Raw genomic sequence first — 14131 nt, 5'->3', positions numbered from 1 at the left:
GAATGGCACCTGTCTCCACCGCCATCCGGTAGGTACCGACCGTTGGTCGGTACAGCTTTAAACCGGCGGCCAACGAAGCACGCCCTCCGGTCATGACGAGGGAACCCATGCCGTCACGCACCTCACCGCGCATCCCATCCCGCCTTCTCACGCTTGGGCTGTCCTGCACCCTGGCCATCGCGTCCAGCGCACGGGCAGCCGAGCCCACCGACACCTTCAACCGCCTGCTCGATCAGACGGTCGCCCACGAACACCTGCCGGGCATCGCCATGGCCGTCGTCGACGATGGCAATCCCGTCTTCATCGGCACCCGCGGCGAGCGCCGCGCCGGGCAGGGCGAGGCCATCAACCCGGATACCCTGTTCAAGATCGCCTCCAACAGCAAGGCGATGACCGCCGCGCTGCTCGCCCGGCTGGTCGACCGCGGTCTCCTGCGCTGGGACGATCCAGTCATCACGTACCTGCCGCAGTTCCGCATGCATGACCCGTGGGTCACCCAGCAGATGCAGGTCCGCGATCTGCTGATCCACAACAGCGGCCTGGGCCTGGGCGCGGGCGATCTGATGCTGTGGCCCGAGCCGAACCGCTTCACCCGCCAGGACATCATCGCCGGGCTGGCCCACCTCAAGCCGGTCACCAGCTTCCGCAGCGGCTATGCCTACGACAACCTGATGTACGTGGTCGCCGGTGAAGTCGCCGCCGCAGCCGGGGGCAAACCTTACGATCAACTGCTGCGCGAGGAAGTCTTCTCGCCGCTGGGCATGGATCGCTGCCAGGTCGGCGCGTGGTCGGTCGTGGCGGTCGGCAACGTTGCCCAGCCGCACACGTGGAAGGACGGCCGCAACGTGGTGCGCGGTGCCGATGGTGACACCAGCACCGATCTGACCTCGATGGCCGCCGGTGGCATCCGCTGCAGCCTGCGCGACATGACCCGCTGGATGCAGGTGCTGCTCGATCCGGCGCTCGTGCCCGGTTGGCTGAGCACGGCGCAGCGCCGCGCGCTCTGGACCGCGCACATGCCGATGCCGCTGGGCGAGCGCCAACGTCGCTGGGACAACGCACATGTGTCCGCCTACGGCTACGGCTGGCGCGTGTCGGACATGGACGGCCAGTGGAAGGTGGCCCACACCGGCACGCTGTCCGGGATGTATTCCTCGCTCGCGCTGTTGCCGGACCGCAAGGTCGGTGTGGTGATCCTGATCAACAGCGACGCCGAGGATGCACGCACCGCGCTGATGCAGGCCGCGTTGAAGACCTACACCGCACCGGACGACTCGGCCGACGTGAGTCATTATCTGGCCCTGCTGGACCAGGAGCGCACCGGCCGCCGCGATGCCGGGCAGGTGCGCCCGGATACCGGCGCGCGTCGACCCGCCTCGCTTCGCACCACGGCCTCCGCGCACGGCCGTTATCGCGATCCGTGGCTGGGCGAGGCGCTGCTCTGCCCGGAACAGGGACGCCTGCGTTTCACTGTCGCCAAGTCGCCCCTGCTGCGCGGCCAGGTCATGCAGCTCGGTGGGCGCTGGCTGGTGCAGTGGGATACGCTCGGGGCCGATGCCGAGCCTTGGTTGCAGCTGCAGCCAGGCGCGACGCCCGCCCTGACCTTCGCCGCGATCGATCCGGAGATCGACTTCAGTTATGACTACCAGGACCTGCACTTCACCCGCACCGGCGATTGCCCGTAGCGCGCTGCTGCTGGCACTGCTGGCCGGCAGTGCCCACGCGGCAGCGCCAGCGGTGACGATCTCGCCCGCCCGCGACATGGCCGAGGCCGGACTGGTCGACATCCGCACGCTGACACCGGCGATCGAACAGGACATCCGCTACGCCGGCCCCGACAACTTCACCGGCCAGCGCGTGCCCGGCTATGACGCGCCCAAATGCTATCTGCTCGCCCCGGTGGCGACCGCACTCGCACAGGTGGAGGCCGACCTGCGGGCAGAGGGCTACGCGCTGCGTCTCTACGATTGCTACCGCCCGGCTCACGCGGTGACGGCCTTCGTCGCCTGGGCGCGTGATCCCAAGGAGCAGTCGCGCAAGGCCCTGCAGTACCCGGACATCGACAAGCCGGCCCTGCTCGGCGACTACATCGCCGAGACCTCCGGCCACAGCCGGGCTGCGACGGTCGATCTGACCCTGCTCGATTGCCGCGACGGCCCCTGCGCGCCCGTGGACATGGGCACTGACTTCGATTTCTTCGGCCCGCGCGCGCATACCGATGCGCCGGAGATCAGCGAGGCCCAGCGCAGCCACCGCCAGCACCTGCGCCAGGCGATGGCACGGCATGGCTTTGCCAACTACCCGATGGAGTGGTGGCATTTCACCCTGCAGCCCGAGCCGGCGCCGACCACCGCCTACGACGTGCCGGTCCGCTGAGGCGCACCGCTACACTGTGCGCTGACCGCCGGATCGGACCACGATGAACCTGCCGCTGCACTTTGGATTGCTGGGAACGATGGAGGCAGGGCTGATCGCGCTGTTGGTCGGGCTGCTGGTGTATGCGCTGTGGCATCGCCTGTGTCGCTGGGCAGGCTGGACCGACGGCCATGCGATCGGCTGGGCCTGCGTGATCGCGGTGGTGGCCTCGGCCGGCATCGATGCGTGGAATCTCTTCTATATGGGCATGATGCGGCTCGAGTCGCCGCTGTATGCGCGGTTGTTCCTGGCCGGTATCCATGATCCGAACGAGCTCGGCTCGCGCGTAGTGCTCGAGGTGGCCGGTGCGATCGGCGGTGTTGCACTGGGGTGGCTTTTGTTCAGTTCCCGCTCAGGCAAAAAAAACAGCAACACCGCGTGAGATTGCGTTCGCATCCGGTTAAATCCGGGGCCAATGAATGGGCGTGTTACCAACTGCTCACCTGTGGCTAACCACTGCGGTAATGCACGCGTTCGCGCAGGTGGTTAAGGCCGCGTGCGCAGCGCGGTCGAGGGGCAATATCGATTCACAAACGGGGTGGCAGTGTGGGGCCGTGCGGAAACAACAGGCCGCGCAATACCTACCAAGGAGACCACCCCAATGACTATTCGCAACCGCAAGCCCCTGATCGCCCTGATCGTCGCCGCAGGCAGTGTGCTGGCCATTCCGGCGATGGCCCAGTCGGCACAGCAGAGTGCCGCGCAGGCGCAGAATCAGGCCGCTCAGGCACAGCAGGCGGCAGCGCAGGCGGGCGACGCAGCAGATACCGCTGCCAACGCCGCAGCACAGGCCTCCGCGCAGGCCGGTGGTGGCGGTGGCCAGACGTGGGCCAGCGTCGATACCGACGGCAACGGCACCATCAGCAAGGCCGAGGCACAGGTGAACGCGGGCCTTGCCCAGGTGTTCGACCAGGCCGACACCAACAAGGACGGCGAGCTCTCGCCGGACGAATACAAGGCGTACGTCGCCGCACAGCAGGGCAAGCCGGCCGGCAACGGCGCCCAGCAGAGCAAGTAAGGACCGGGGACACCGGTAGCGCAGTGAGGGGGAAAGGGCGGCTTCGGCCGCCCTTTCTTTATGGGCCGCCGGGGTGGGGCCGCTGGGCCGCTGTTGGTATCCTTGGCCGATGATGACTTCCCTGCCCACGCCGCAAGGCGCTATCGGCCTGGTTGGTTTTGACGGTGATGACACGCTGTGGAAGAGCGAGGATTTCTACCGCAAGGCCGAGCAGGACTACCTGGATATCCTGTCGCGCTACATCGACGTGCACGACACACAGACCGCGCGCCACCTGCTGGAAGTGCAGCAGCGCAACCTCGGCGTGTTCGGCTATGGCGTGAAGGGCATGACCCTGTCGATGGTGGAAGCCGCCATCGAGATCACCAACCAGACCATCAGCGCCCGCGATCTGCAGCAGATGCTGGACATCGGCCACGACACCCTGCGCCACCCGGTCGAGCTGATCGACGGTGTGCGTGAGTCGGTCACCGAGATCGCCCGCGACTACCCGGTTGTGCTGATCACCAAGGGCGACCTGTTCCATCAGGAGGCCAAGATCAAGGTGGCCAACCTGCGCGACCTGTTCCCGCGCATCGAGATCGTCTCCGAGAAAGACCCGGAAACCTATGCCCGCGTGCTGGAAGAGTTCGATCTGCCGATCAAGCGCTTCGTGATGGTCGGCAATTCGCTGCGCTCGGATATCGAGCCGGTGATCACCCTCGGTGGCTGGGGTATCCACACCCCGTACGCAGTGACCTGGGCGCACGAGACCCAGCACGGCGTGGCCGACGACGAACCGCGCATGGTCGACGCACCGACCGCCTTCGACTGGCCGCAGGCCCTGCGGACCATCGAAGCCAAGGCCGCACAGGCCGGATGATGCGTGCCGGCCTGCTCGCGCTGCTGCTGATGCTGCCCTGGGCAGCCACGGCCGAGCAGACCCCGGAGAAATCCGCCGCCTACGTGGTGGACACCGGCGATGCCTGGGTCGACACCCAGTTGCAGGACATCAACCATTACGCCGAGCGCTACCCGGACAGCTTTCTGGATGAAGTCTCGCGCTATGCCGGCGTCTCGCGCGGCTACATCGCTGCGTTGATGCACACCCACGGCTGGCAGGCCGGCGACATCTACTTCGCCTGCTTCTGGGCGCATGTGATCGAACGTTCCTGCCGCGAGAGCGTGCAGACGTGGTCGCGCACGGTACCGGAGGACGGTGAGGCCAAACGCTGGGAAGCGGTAGTGGCCCAGCTGCCGGTCACGCCGACCAATCTGCACTGGCGCGCCTTGCGCCACGCCATCGTCGCCAGCCATGACCACTGGGACCGCCCGGTGACGCTGGACGCGACGTTGCAGCGCCAGCTCGGCAACCGCGAGCAGCGCCAGCGCGCGGCGAGCAGTCCCACGTCGCCCGCGCGCTGAGGGACTTCTTTGTTGCTGTGCAGATCGCGGTAACCCCTGCCCTCGGCGACAATGCAGCGCTTGCTGCACCTTCCCCCGTGATCCGTTGCCGAGTACGTCATGAGCACCGACCGTTTCGTTTCACCCGACGATATCCGCAGCCTGTTCGCCCAGGCGATGTCCACCATGTACCGCACCGAGGTGCCGCTGTACGGCACGCTGGTCGACCTGGTGGCCGAGATCAACGATGCCGTGCTGACCGCCCATCCGGCGCTGGCCGAGCAGTTGGACCGCACTGACGAGCGCGCCAGGCTGGACCAGGAACGCCACGGTGCGATCCGGGTCGGCACGGCCGAAGAACTGGCCACGCTGGGCCGCCTGTTCGCGCTGATGGGCATGTACCCGATCGGCTACTACGACCTCTCGGTGGCCGGCGTGCCGGTGCATTCCACCGCCTTCCGTCCGCGCACCGCGCAGGCGCTGGCGCGCAATCCATTCCGCGTGTTCACCTCGCTGCTGCGGCTGGAGCTGATCGAGAACGCCGCGCTGCGCGAGCAGTCCGCTGCCATTCTTGCCGAGCGCCGGATCTTCACCGACACCGCGCTGGCCTTGATCGCGCAGGCCGAACGCGACGGCGGCCTCGACGAAGCCGATGCGCGCCGCTTCGTCATCGAGGCGCTGGAGACGTTCCGTTGGCATGGCGACGCTACGGTATCGCTGGATACCTATCACGCGCTGCATGACGCGCACCGGCTGATCGCCGATGTGGTCAGCTTCCGCGGCCCGCACATCAATCACCTGACCCCGCGCACGCTGGACATCGACGCCGCGCAGGACGGCATGCTGGCCCGTGGCATCGACGCCAAGGCCGTGATCGAAGGCCCACCACCGCGCCGCTGCCCGATCCTGCTGCGCCAGACCAGCTTCAAGGCGCTGGAAGAAAGCGTGCACTTCCCGTCAGGGGATGCTGGCGATCCCGGCACGCACACCGCGCGCTTCGGCGAGATCGAACAGCGGGGCCTCGCGCTGACGCCCAAGGGCCGCGCGCTGTATGACCAGTTGCTTGCGCAGGCGCGCGACAGCGGTGGCGCCGGCAGCACCGGCCAGGATTACCCGACCCGCCTGGCCGAGGCATTCACCGCCTTCCCGGACGACCACGACACCCTGCGCCGCGAGGGCCTGGGGTACTACCGCTACGCCCTGACCGACGCTGGTCGTGCCAACCCGGGTGCGGTGGGTGATCTGCCGGCCGAAGCGCTGATCGCCGCCGGTCTGGCCAGTGCCGACCCGATCGTCTACGAGGATTTCCTGCCGGTCAGCGCCGCGGGCATCTTCCAGTCCAACCTCGGCGGCGACGAACAGCGTGCCTACGCCGCACATGCCAACCGCGATGCTTTCGAGCAGGCGTTGGGCATGACGGTGGAGGACGAGTTCGCGATCTACGCGCGGCTGCAGGCCGAATCACTGACGTCCCTGCGGGGCGGCTGACGGCCCGGATCGCTGACTACTTACGGACCGTCCTACGGGTAGTGCCGGCCGCTGGCCGGCTCCTCATGTACCAAACGCGCATCCGGGCTTGCGGACGGTAATGCGTGGAGCCGGCCAGCGGCCGGCACTACCCGGAAACAGAACGCCCCGGTCCGTGCATCGCAACACGGAAACAGAACGCCCCGGTAGGTACCGACCGTTGGTCGGTACCGTGCAGCATCAGGCCTTCATCGTCCCGGTATCCAGCCACCGCTGGTGCCACGACAGCGCTTCGGGCAGCAGATGCGGGGTGTGCTTGCCATAGCTCTCGCGGCTGGCACGGTCGAAATAGTCATTCAACTGATCGCGGAAATCCGGATGCGCGCAGTTGTCGATAACCACCCGCGCGCGCTTGCGCGGGGTCAGGCCGCGCAGATCGGCCAGGCCCTGTTCGGTGACGATCACCGACACATCGTGTTCGGTGTGATCCACGTGGCTGACCATCGGCACGATCGCCGAGATGCTGCCGTTCTTCGCCGTCGAAGGACTCAGGAACGCGGACAGGAAACCGTTGCGCGCGAAGTCGCCCGAGCCGCCGATGCCGTTCATGATCCGGCTGCCCATCACGTGGGTCGAGTTGACGTTGCCGTACAGGTCGGCCTCGATCATGCCGTTCATGCCGATGCAGCCCAGGCGGCGCACCAGCTCCGGATGGTTCGAGATTTCCTGCGTGCGCATGATGATGCGCTCGCGGTAGAAATCGATGTGTTCCTTGAAGGTCTCGTTCGCCTGCGGGCTCAGCGCGAAGCCGGTGCAGGAGGCGTAACTCAGCACGCCATCGCGCAGCAGATCGAGCATGCCGTCCTGGATCACCTCGGTGAACGCGCTCAGATCGCGGAAGCCGCTCTTGGCCAGCCCGGCCAACACCGCGTTGGGAATGTTGCCCACGCCGCTCTGCAGCGGCAGCAGATTGGCCGGCAGGCGGCCCCTGGCCACTTCGTGCTTGAGGAATTCGATCAGGTACTGCGCGATCTGCTCGCTGGTGGTGTCGATCGGGCTGAACGGACTGTTGCGGTCCGGGCCGTTGGTACGCACCACGGCGACGATCTTGTCCGGGTCGCAGCGCAGCGCGGTCTCACCGATGCGGTCGTTGGCGTGCACCAGCGGAATCGGCTTGCGGTGCGGCGGCAGCGCGGTGCCGTAGTAGATGTCATGCATGCCGTCCACGCCGGCCGGCTGCCATTCGTTGACCTCGACGATCACCTTCTTGGCCAGGTCCAGCCAGGTCTTGTTGTTGCCCACCGAGGTGGAGGGCACCAGCGAGCCGTCCTCGCGGATCGCCGAGACCTCGATCACCGCGGTATCGATATCGCCGTAGAAGCCGAACCACACGTGCTGGGCGACATGGCTGAGGTGGATGTCGATGTAATCCAGCTTGCCCTCGTTGATGCGGTTGCGCGCATCCGGGTCGCTCTGGAAGGGCATGCGCATCGCGATGCCATCGGCCTTGGCCAGCGCGCCATCCAGCTCCGGCGCGGTCGAGGCGCCGGTCATCAGGCTGATCTGGAAGGGCAGGCCTTGGGCGTGCACTGTTTCGATGCGCTGCGCCAGCGCGACCGGCACCGCCTTGGGATAACCTGAACCGGTAAAGCCGCTCATGGCGACGGTTTCACCCGGCTGGATCAGGGCGGCGGCAGCTTCGGCGGAGACAACGCGGTCACGCAGACGCGCGTTTGCAATGCGATCGACAGACATGACGACAACGTTTTTGGGGGGATCTCCATTATCGGCGATCCACGCAGGGGCAGGGGTTCTACCTTGGTGGGATGGCGTTTTCACATCTGCGCCTCCCTGTTCAGGTTTGCGGCCTACTTCTGTACCCGCAAGTATTGTTTTGCAGTGCAGCGTGCAAGTTCGTCGCCGACCCTAGAAGATCGACCTGCATCCCGACGTGGGGGAGGGAGCAGAGCCCGCTGGCAGTTCGCTGCAAGCGGGCTTTTTTATGTCTCGCCTCCGGAACATCGGGGCGCCGTTGGGTCTCGCGCGTCGACACGCGCCCGCTCACGACCGCGCAACCGGTGAACACGCTTCCTGCCCTGCAGGGCGACCCGCGCCGGGCATAATCCCCTCATGCCGATTTCCGACCTCGCCGCGCCCGCGCGCGTCCCCGACGCCCTTGTTCCCCTGGTTGATCGCGCCCTGGCGCGCCTGGCCCTGTCACTGACCGATGGCGGCCACTGGCCGCCTCCCGCGCCCGTGCTGGACACCCTGCGCGCGCTGGCCGTCACCAGCGATTTCGCCATCGACACCCTGTGCCGCCAGCCGGCGCTGTTGTCGCATCTCACTCAGGAGGGCTGCCCACCGCTGCCCCTGCCGGAACTGGATCCACTGCAGCCCAGCGAATGGCAGCAGCGCCTGCGCCGCTACCGCACCGCCGCCTCCACCCGCCTGATCTGGCGCGACCTGACCGGGCAGGATGACGTGCCTGCCACGCTTGCCGGTGCCACCCGCTTGGCGGAGGAGTGCCTGCAGCTGGCTCTTTCCGCGCTGGAGCAGGAATTCACCGGCCGCCATGGCGTGATCCATGCGGCGGACGGCAGCGCGCAGCAGCTGGTCGTGTTCGGGCTGGGCAAGTTGGGCGGTGGTGAACTCAATTTCAGTTCGGACGTGGACCTGGTCTACGCCTACCCGCAGGGCGGTGAATCCGATGGCGCACGCCCGCTCGCGGCCGAGGAGTATTTCGCACGCCTCGGCCAGCGCCTCGCGCGGTTGCTGGATGACACCACCGTGGACGGCTTCAGCCACCGCGTCGATCTGCGCCTGCGTCCCTTCGGCAATGCCGGGCGCGTGGCGCTGTCGTTCGCCGGCATGGACCAGTACTTCCAGCGCGAAGGCCGCGACTGGGAGCGCTATGCCTGGCTGAAGGCGCGTGCCGTCGCCGGTGATATCGCCGCGGGCGAAGCGTGGCTGCAGACCCTGCGCCCGTTCGTCTACCGCCGCTATCTGGATTTCACCGCGCTCGATGGGCTGCGCGAGATGAAGGCCGCGATCACCGCCGAGGTCTCGCGCCGCGAGATGCACGATGACATCAAGCGTGGCCCCGGCGGCATTCGCGAAATCGAATTCCTCGCGCAGGCCCTGCAGCTGATCCGCGGCGGCCGCGAAGCCCCACTGCGCGAGCGTCGTCTGCTGCACGCGCTGCCGGCGCTGGTCGCCTCCGGCCAGATGGCCGAGCAGGACGGCGCCGACCTGCTGCATGCCTACGGGTTCCTGCGTCGCCTGGAAAACCGCCTGCAGATGTTGCGAGATGCACAGACGCATGCGTTGCCCACCGACACCACCGACCGCCTGCGCATCGCCAGCGGACTCGGTTACGACGACTGGAACGCGCTGGTTGCCGCGCTGGATGTGCAGCGCGAGCGCGTCAGCACCGAGTTCGCCGCACTGCTCGCACCGCGCCGTGGCCAGGCCGCGCCGGATGCACTGGCCAGCTACTGGCGCGGCCTGCCCGACAACGGCAGCGCCGAGGTACTGGCCGAGGCCGGCTTCTTCGATGCCGGCAGCGCCGATCAATCGCTGCGTGATTTCGCGCAGAGCTCCGGGGTGAAGTCCTTGTCCGATGCCGCGCGTGCGCGCCTGGACCGCGTGCTGCCTGCGCTGCTGCACGCCGCCACGCGCTCGCCGCAGCCGGATGCCGCGCTCAAGCGCGTGCTCGGCCTGCTGCAGGCGATCCTGCGCCGGACCAGTTATCTCGCCCTGCTCGACGAACAGCCCAGCGCATTGGCACGCCTGGTCGATGTACTTGCACGCAGCGCATTGCTGGCCGAGCGCCTGGCGGCGTATCCGCTGCTGCTCGATGAACTGCTCGACGTGCGCGTCTCCGGCCCGATGCCGGATGCGGCAGGCATGCAGGCCGAGTGCGCTGTCGCGCTGACGATCGATGATCCCGAAGCCGCGCTGCGCCTGCTCAACGAGACCCGGCTGGCGCTGAGCTTCCGCATGGCGATGGCCACGCTGGATGGTCGCCAGCGCGCGGTCGATACCACCCGTCAACTGGCCGAGCTTGCACAGGCGGTGGTGGTCACGGTGCTCGCGCTGGTGCAGGCCGACATGCAGCGCCAGCACGGCGGCATTCCCGGCGGGCGTTTCGCGATCATCGGTTACGGCAGCCTGGGCGGACTGGAGCTGGGCTTCGGCTCGGATCTGGATCTGGTCTTCCTGCACGATCACCCGGCCGATCAGGACAGCAGCGACGGCCCACGCCCGCTGGATCCCGGCCGTTGGTACGCGCGCCTGGCGCAGAAGGTGATGGCGATGCTCGGCGCGGTCACCGCCGCCGGCCGCCTGTACGACATCGACGTGCGTCTGCGCCCGGACGGTGGCAAGGGCGCGCTGGTGTCCTCACTGGCCAGCTACACCGAATACCAGCGCGAACGCGCCTGGACCTGGGAGCACCAGGCACTGGTGCGTGCCCGCGCCATCGCCGGCGATGACTCGCTGTTGGCCGACTTCGAACGGGTGCGCGCGCAGACGCTGGCGCGCCCGCGCGACAACGCCGTGCTCTACACCGACGTGCTGAAGATGCGGGCGCGCATGCGTGCCGAGCTGGACCGCAGCGACGCCGCACGGCTCGATCTCAAGCAGGGCGCAGGTGGCATTGTCGATCTCGAATTCCTGCTGCAGACCGGCGTGCTCGACAGCGCCGTTACGCACCCGCAGGTGGTGCAACCGCGCGACACCCCCAGCCTGATCGATGTACTGGCCGACATCGCCTGGCTGCCCGGCGGCACCCGCGATGGCCTGCACGAGGCGCATGCGGCGCTGCTGGATGTGGGCCTGGCCTGCACGCTGGACCGCCGCCCGCGCCTGGCGCCACCGACCCCTGCATTGGAAGCGGCACGCGCGATGATCACCGCGGCAAGCGATGCGGCGGGGTTGCCGTTCCAGGTGCGGATCGACGTTGTGAGCTGACGGCGGTTTGCCCGGGCATCGGCCTCGCACCGCTCTGGCACCGGTAGTGCCGGCCGCCGGCCGGCTCCCATGGACTCTGCTGAGCCGGCCAGCGGCCGGCACTACCCATCGTGATGCCCGGCCGATAGCGATACCCGGCCGATAGCGATGCCCGACCCAGGGCGATACCCGACCGCCAGCGCTACACCGGACGATCGGCGCCCGATGTCACACCGCGCGCGGTGCCATCTTCCCCAGCAGCGCGCGGAACGGCGCCAGCAGGAACACGCCGATCGTCAGCTTCACCGCCAGATCGCCCAGCGCCCAGCTCACCCACGGCAGGCTGGAACCGGCGAAGGCGATGCTCCAGAAAATCGTCGTATCCAGCGTCGCGCTGCAGGTGGTCGCCACCATCGGCGCGCGCCACCAGTGCCCGCGGCGCAGCCGGTCGAACACGGTGATATCCAGCAGCTGCGCAGCGATGAAGGCCAGGCACGACGCCACCGCGATCCGTGGCGTGGCGATCCAGATCGACAGCAGCACCGCCAACGCGAACCCGGCCCAGGCCACCCGCCGCGCCGCCGCCGGCCCGAAGCGGCGATTGATCAGGTTGCTCACCAGGAACGCCACCGGGTAGCTGAAGGCACCCCAGGTCAGCCAATCGTTGATCGGGTACTGCACCAGCACGTTCGAGCCCAGCACTACCGCGCCCATGGCCAGCACCGCCAGCAGCAGCGAGCGCGGGGTCAACGGGGCAAAGGCAATGGCAGGACGCGCGGACATGGCGAGCCGGGGAAGTCGGGGGAAGCGGCGGATTATCCGGGCTTGTCCCGCCGAGGGCCAGCCCGGGACGGTTCAGTCAGAAGCGTTCGCTCATGCTGGTGGCCGCCGCATCCTGGGTCGGCAGGAACGCCAGCGCGGCGCCTTTGGCATCGGCCACCATCCAGCCCGCGCCGGCCGGGGTCGGGGTGAACGCCAGCACATCGCCCACCTTCACCCCTGCCGCCGGGTTGTCGGTGCGCGCCGGCCAGGCCACCACGGCCGGGGCATCCGGAGCCTGCGGGTTCTTCAGCTCCACCTGGTAGCTGCCGTCGGGCTGGTGCGCCACGCGCTCCACGGTGAGCGGCGGTAGCGGGCCGGCCTTCTGCCGCTTCGCGGCCCGGGCGGTGAGGTTGTGCGGCATGGAGGCGTCATGCAGTTCGCTGACCCCCAACGCGCTGAGCCAGACCGGTGCGGTGATCACCGCCAGGCTCACCACCGAGGTGGTGAGGACGCTGCTGGTGACCGGCGAGGCATTGCTGAGGTTCTGGGCGCTGACCGGCAGGCTGGTCGCGAGCAAGGCCAGCGCCAGCAGTGGCGCAACGGCAGGACGGGATATCCGGTTCATTCAATAGCTCCGCGAGACGGTGGACAGCAAGGGGTTACCAACGTGCACTCGGCTGCGCCGCCGCCGCATCGATGGGCAGGAAGGCCAAGGCCGTGCCCTCGGCCGTGGTCACCGTCCAGCCGGCGCCGCCCTGGGTGGGTGTCAGCGCCAGTACGTCGCCCACCGCCACCGCGGCTGCCGGGTTGTCCTCGCGCGCAGGCCAGGCGATGACGGCCAGCGCGTCCGGTTCCTGGGGGTTCTGCAGGGCCATTTCGATGCCGCCTTCGGGCGTGCGTTCCACCTTCTCCACGGTGAGCGGCGGCAGCGGCCCGGCTTTGCCACGTGCGTCCTTGGCCGCGCGGCTGCGTCGGGCCGAAGCGTCGCTGGCCTTGCTCAGGCCGGCTGAAACCAGCCACACCGGTGCGGTGACGACCACCACGCTCACCACCGAGGTGACGATGACGCTGCTGGTCACCGGGTGATTGATGCCCACCACCTGCGCGGGCGCGGGCAGGCTGGCCGCACACACGGCAATGGCCAGCAGCGGTGAAACGACTCTGCGCGAAACACGTGTCATCGAAGATCCTTCTGATGTCTCAACATAGGTCCGCAGTATGCCCGCTGGCATGCTGCCGGCCGCTGACTCACGGTTTGGGGGCGGTAATGCCTTTCACCGGTACATGCGGCACGACCAGCTCCTGCTGCAGGCTGCTGCGCAGTTGCAGGAAATCAAAGATCGATTCCACCGTCACCACCGAGTAGTTGCCGGAAATGCGCTCGCTGGCCGGGTGGTCGGTAACGGCTGCATTGGGCACGAAGAAGCGCGCGCCGAGCCGCTTGGCCACGCCGATGTGCAGCGTGCTGGGCGTGTACATGTGCCGCTGCAGCCATTGCTGCGCCTGGGTACGGTTGACGATCAGGGTGCGCTCTTCCACCTGCGCCATCGCCGCGCCCAGTACTTCCAGGATCCACTGGTTGGAATTCTGGTACTCGGTACGGAACGGATACGCCACCGCGCTGTAGCGCGCTTCATGCAGCGCCTTGGCCTGGATCGCCGGCTGGGTGAGCATCGCCTTGAGTGCATCGCGCAGCGCAGGCGTCGGCACGCCGATGCGCAGGTCGGTGTGGCTGGAGGTCTCGCCGATGAAGGTGGCGACACCTTCGCGGAACAGGTGCGACTCGGCGGTCTTGCACGGATTGAGCAGGTGCACCGCGCGCCACTGCCCATCGTCTTCGCGCAGCAGGAAGGCCAGATGGCTGTGGCGCAGGCCGTACTTGCTCAGGTCCTGACCACCGCGGGCGATCAGCACCACGTCCACGCCATCGAGTGCGTCCAATGCGTCGGTGGTGGCCAGGGCCACATCGAACATGGAGGCCAACGCAGCCGGCGTGGGATAGCGTTCGGCGCACTGCGGTTCGGCCTGCGCGGTCAGCGCAGCGCCCAGCAGGACACCACACAGCAGAACGGGGCGCAGGCGCTTGATCAGTGCAGCGAAGGGTACGTCCATGTCACACAGTCTCCGGCGGCACCG

General features: G+C 67.9%; 13 protein-coding genes. 8 read left to right on the top strand and 5 right to left on the bottom strand.

Annotated elements, in window-relative coordinates; translation table 11 throughout:
- Nucleotides 1-107 precede the first annotated feature (107 nt).
- From EDF74_RS17795 to hglS, 7 genes are all read left to right on the top strand, one after another.
- Nucleotides 108-1685, top strand: coding sequence for a serine hydrolase domain-containing protein (locus tag EDF74_RS17795; protein ID WP_123731352.1), 1578 nt, complete (start codon nucleotides 108-110; stop codon nucleotides 1683-1685).
- Complete coding sequence (locus EDF74_RS17790) at nucleotides 1639-2376, top strand: M15 family metallopeptidase (protein ID WP_260232316.1); 738 nt, start codon at nucleotides 1639-1641, stop codon at nucleotides 2374-2376. Before EDF74_RS17795 ends, EDF74_RS17790 begins: the two co-directional genes overlap by 47 nt.
- 43 nt (nucleotides 2377-2419) lie before the next feature.
- Nucleotides 2420-2797 carry a hypothetical protein gene (locus EDF74_RS17785; RefSeq protein WP_123731351.1) on the top strand — a complete coding sequence of 126 codons (378 nt, stop codon included), beginning with the start codon at nucleotides 2420-2422 and terminating at the stop codon, nucleotides 2795-2797.
- A gap of 219 nt (nucleotides 2798-3016) precedes the next feature.
- Entirely contained in the window at nucleotides 3017-3433 is a 417-nt protein-coding gene (locus EDF74_RS17780) for an EF-hand domain-containing protein (protein ID WP_070471524.1), read from the top strand.
- Nucleotides 3434-3542: 109 nt separating this feature from the next.
- Nucleotides 3543-4295: an HAD family hydrolase gene (locus EDF74_RS17775; RefSeq protein WP_123731350.1), complete on the top strand. Its 753-nt coding sequence runs from the start codon at nucleotides 3543-3545 to the stop codon at nucleotides 4293-4295.
- Complete coding sequence (locus EDF74_RS17770; protein ID WP_123731349.1) at nucleotides 4292-4837, top strand: hypothetical protein; 546 nt, start codon at nucleotides 4292-4294, stop codon at nucleotides 4835-4837. Before EDF74_RS17775 ends, EDF74_RS17770 begins: the two co-directional genes overlap by 4 nt.
- A gap of 99 nt (nucleotides 4838-4936) precedes the next feature.
- Nucleotides 4937-6304: a 2-oxoadipate dioxygenase/decarboxylase HglS gene (gene hglS, locus EDF74_RS17765; protein WP_123731348.1), complete on the top strand. Its 1368-nt coding sequence runs from the start codon at nucleotides 4937-4939 to the stop codon at nucleotides 6302-6304.
- A gap of 219 nt (nucleotides 6305-6523) precedes the next feature.
- Here the strand turns inward: hglS and EDF74_RS17760 are convergent, their stop codons facing one another.
- Nucleotides 6524-8038 (bottom strand): acetyl-CoA hydrolase/transferase family protein, encoded by a 1515-nt coding sequence (locus tag EDF74_RS17760; RefSeq protein WP_123731347.1) that lies wholly within the window; start codon nucleotides 8036-8038, stop codon nucleotides 6524-6526.
- 375 nt (nucleotides 8039-8413) lie between these two features.
- On the opposite strand from EDF74_RS17760, the gene glnE reads away from it, so the two are divergent.
- Nucleotides 8414-11254: a bifunctional [glutamate--ammonia ligase]-adenylyl-L-tyrosine phosphorylase/[glutamate--ammonia-ligase] adenylyltransferase gene (glnE, locus tag EDF74_RS17755; RefSeq protein WP_123731346.1), complete on the top strand. Its 2841-nt coding sequence runs from the start codon at nucleotides 8414-8416 to the stop codon at nucleotides 11252-11254.
- A gap of 207 nt (nucleotides 11255-11461) precedes the next feature.
- Here glnE and EDF74_RS17750 read toward each other — a convergent pair whose 3' ends face one another.
- The 4 genes from EDF74_RS17750 to EDF74_RS17735 all read right to left on the bottom strand — a co-directional run bounded on the left by EDF74_RS17750 (nucleotide 11462) and on the right by EDF74_RS17735 (nucleotide 14107).
- Nucleotides 11462-12016 carry a queuosine precursor transporter gene (locus EDF74_RS17750; protein WP_123731345.1) on the bottom strand — a complete coding sequence of 185 codons (555 nt, stop codon included), beginning with the start codon at nucleotides 12014-12016 and terminating at the stop codon, nucleotides 11462-11464.
- Nucleotides 12017-12092: 76 nt separating this feature from the next.
- Nucleotides 12093-12620: a hypothetical protein gene (locus EDF74_RS17745; RefSeq protein ID WP_123731344.1), complete on the bottom strand. Its 528-nt coding sequence runs from the start codon at nucleotides 12618-12620 to the stop codon at nucleotides 12093-12095.
- 34 nt (nucleotides 12621-12654) lie between these two features.
- On the bottom strand, nucleotides 12655-13176 hold the full coding sequence (locus tag EDF74_RS17740) for a hypothetical protein (RefSeq protein WP_260232315.1): 522 nt from the start codon (nucleotides 13174-13176) through the stop codon (nucleotides 12655-12657).
- A gap of 67 nt (nucleotides 13177-13243) precedes the next feature.
- Nucleotides 13244-14107, bottom strand: a complete 864-nt coding sequence (locus tag EDF74_RS17735; protein ID WP_123731343.1) for a DUF2145 domain-containing protein — start codon at nucleotides 14105-14107, stop codon at nucleotides 13244-13246.
- Nucleotides 14108-14131 lie beyond the last annotated feature (24 nt).

The organism is Stenotrophomonas rhizophila, from assembly GCF_003751305.1.
Lineage (GTDB): Bacteria > Pseudomonadota > Gammaproteobacteria > Xanthomonadales > Xanthomonadaceae > Stenotrophomonas > Stenotrophomonas rhizophila_B.
The sequence above is the reverse complement of the archived record's forward strand: the minus strand, read 5'-3'. Positions and strand labels throughout refer to the sequence as shown.

Excerpts from the sequence above, each read along its gene's own strand:
- EDF74_RS17795 (WP_123731352.1), top strand. The coding sequence starts at position 108 with ATGCCGTCACGCACCTCACCGCGCATCCCATCCCGCCTTCTCACGCTT.
- EDF74_RS17790 (WP_260232316.1), top strand. The coding sequence starts at position 1,639 with ATGACTACCAGGACCTGCACTTCACCCGCACCGGCGATTGCCCGTAGC.
- EDF74_RS17785 (WP_123731351.1), top strand. The coding sequence starts at position 2,420 with ATGAACCTGCCGCTGCACTTTGGATTGCTGGGAACGATGGAGGCAGGG.
- EDF74_RS17780 (WP_070471524.1), top strand. The coding sequence starts at position 3,017 with ATGACTATTCGCAACCGCAAGCCCCTGATCGCCCTGATCGTCGCCGCA.
- EDF74_RS17775 (WP_123731350.1), top strand. The coding sequence starts at position 3,543 with ATGATGACTTCCCTGCCCACGCCGCAAGGCGCTATCGGCCTGGTTGGT.
- EDF74_RS17770 (WP_123731349.1), top strand. The coding sequence starts at position 4,292 with ATGATGCGTGCCGGCCTGCTCGCGCTGCTGCTGATGCTGCCCTGGGCA.
- hglS (WP_123731348.1), top strand. The coding sequence starts at position 4,937 with ATGAGCACCGACCGTTTCGTTTCACCCGACGATATCCGCAGCCTGTTC.
- EDF74_RS17760 (WP_123731347.1), bottom strand. The coding sequence starts at position 8,038 with ATGTCTGTCGATCGCATTGCAAACGCGCGTCTGCGTGACCGCGTTGTC.
- glnE (WP_123731346.1), top strand. The coding sequence starts at position 8,414 with ATGCCGATTTCCGACCTCGCCGCGCCCGCGCGCGTCCCCGACGCCCTT.
- EDF74_RS17750 (WP_123731345.1), bottom strand. The coding sequence starts at position 12,016 with ATGTCCGCGCGTCCTGCCATTGCCTTTGCCCCGTTGACCCCGCGCTCG.
- EDF74_RS17745 (WP_123731344.1), bottom strand. The coding sequence starts at position 12,620 with ATGAACCGGATATCCCGTCCTGCCGTTGCGCCACTGCTGGCGCTGGCC.
- EDF74_RS17740 (WP_260232315.1), bottom strand. The coding sequence starts at position 13,176 with ATGACACGTGTTTCGCGCAGAGTCGTTTCACCGCTGCTGGCCATTGCC.
- EDF74_RS17735 (WP_123731343.1), bottom strand. The coding sequence starts at position 14,107 with ATGGACGTACCCTTCGCTGCACTGATCAAGCGCCTGCGCCCCGTTCTG.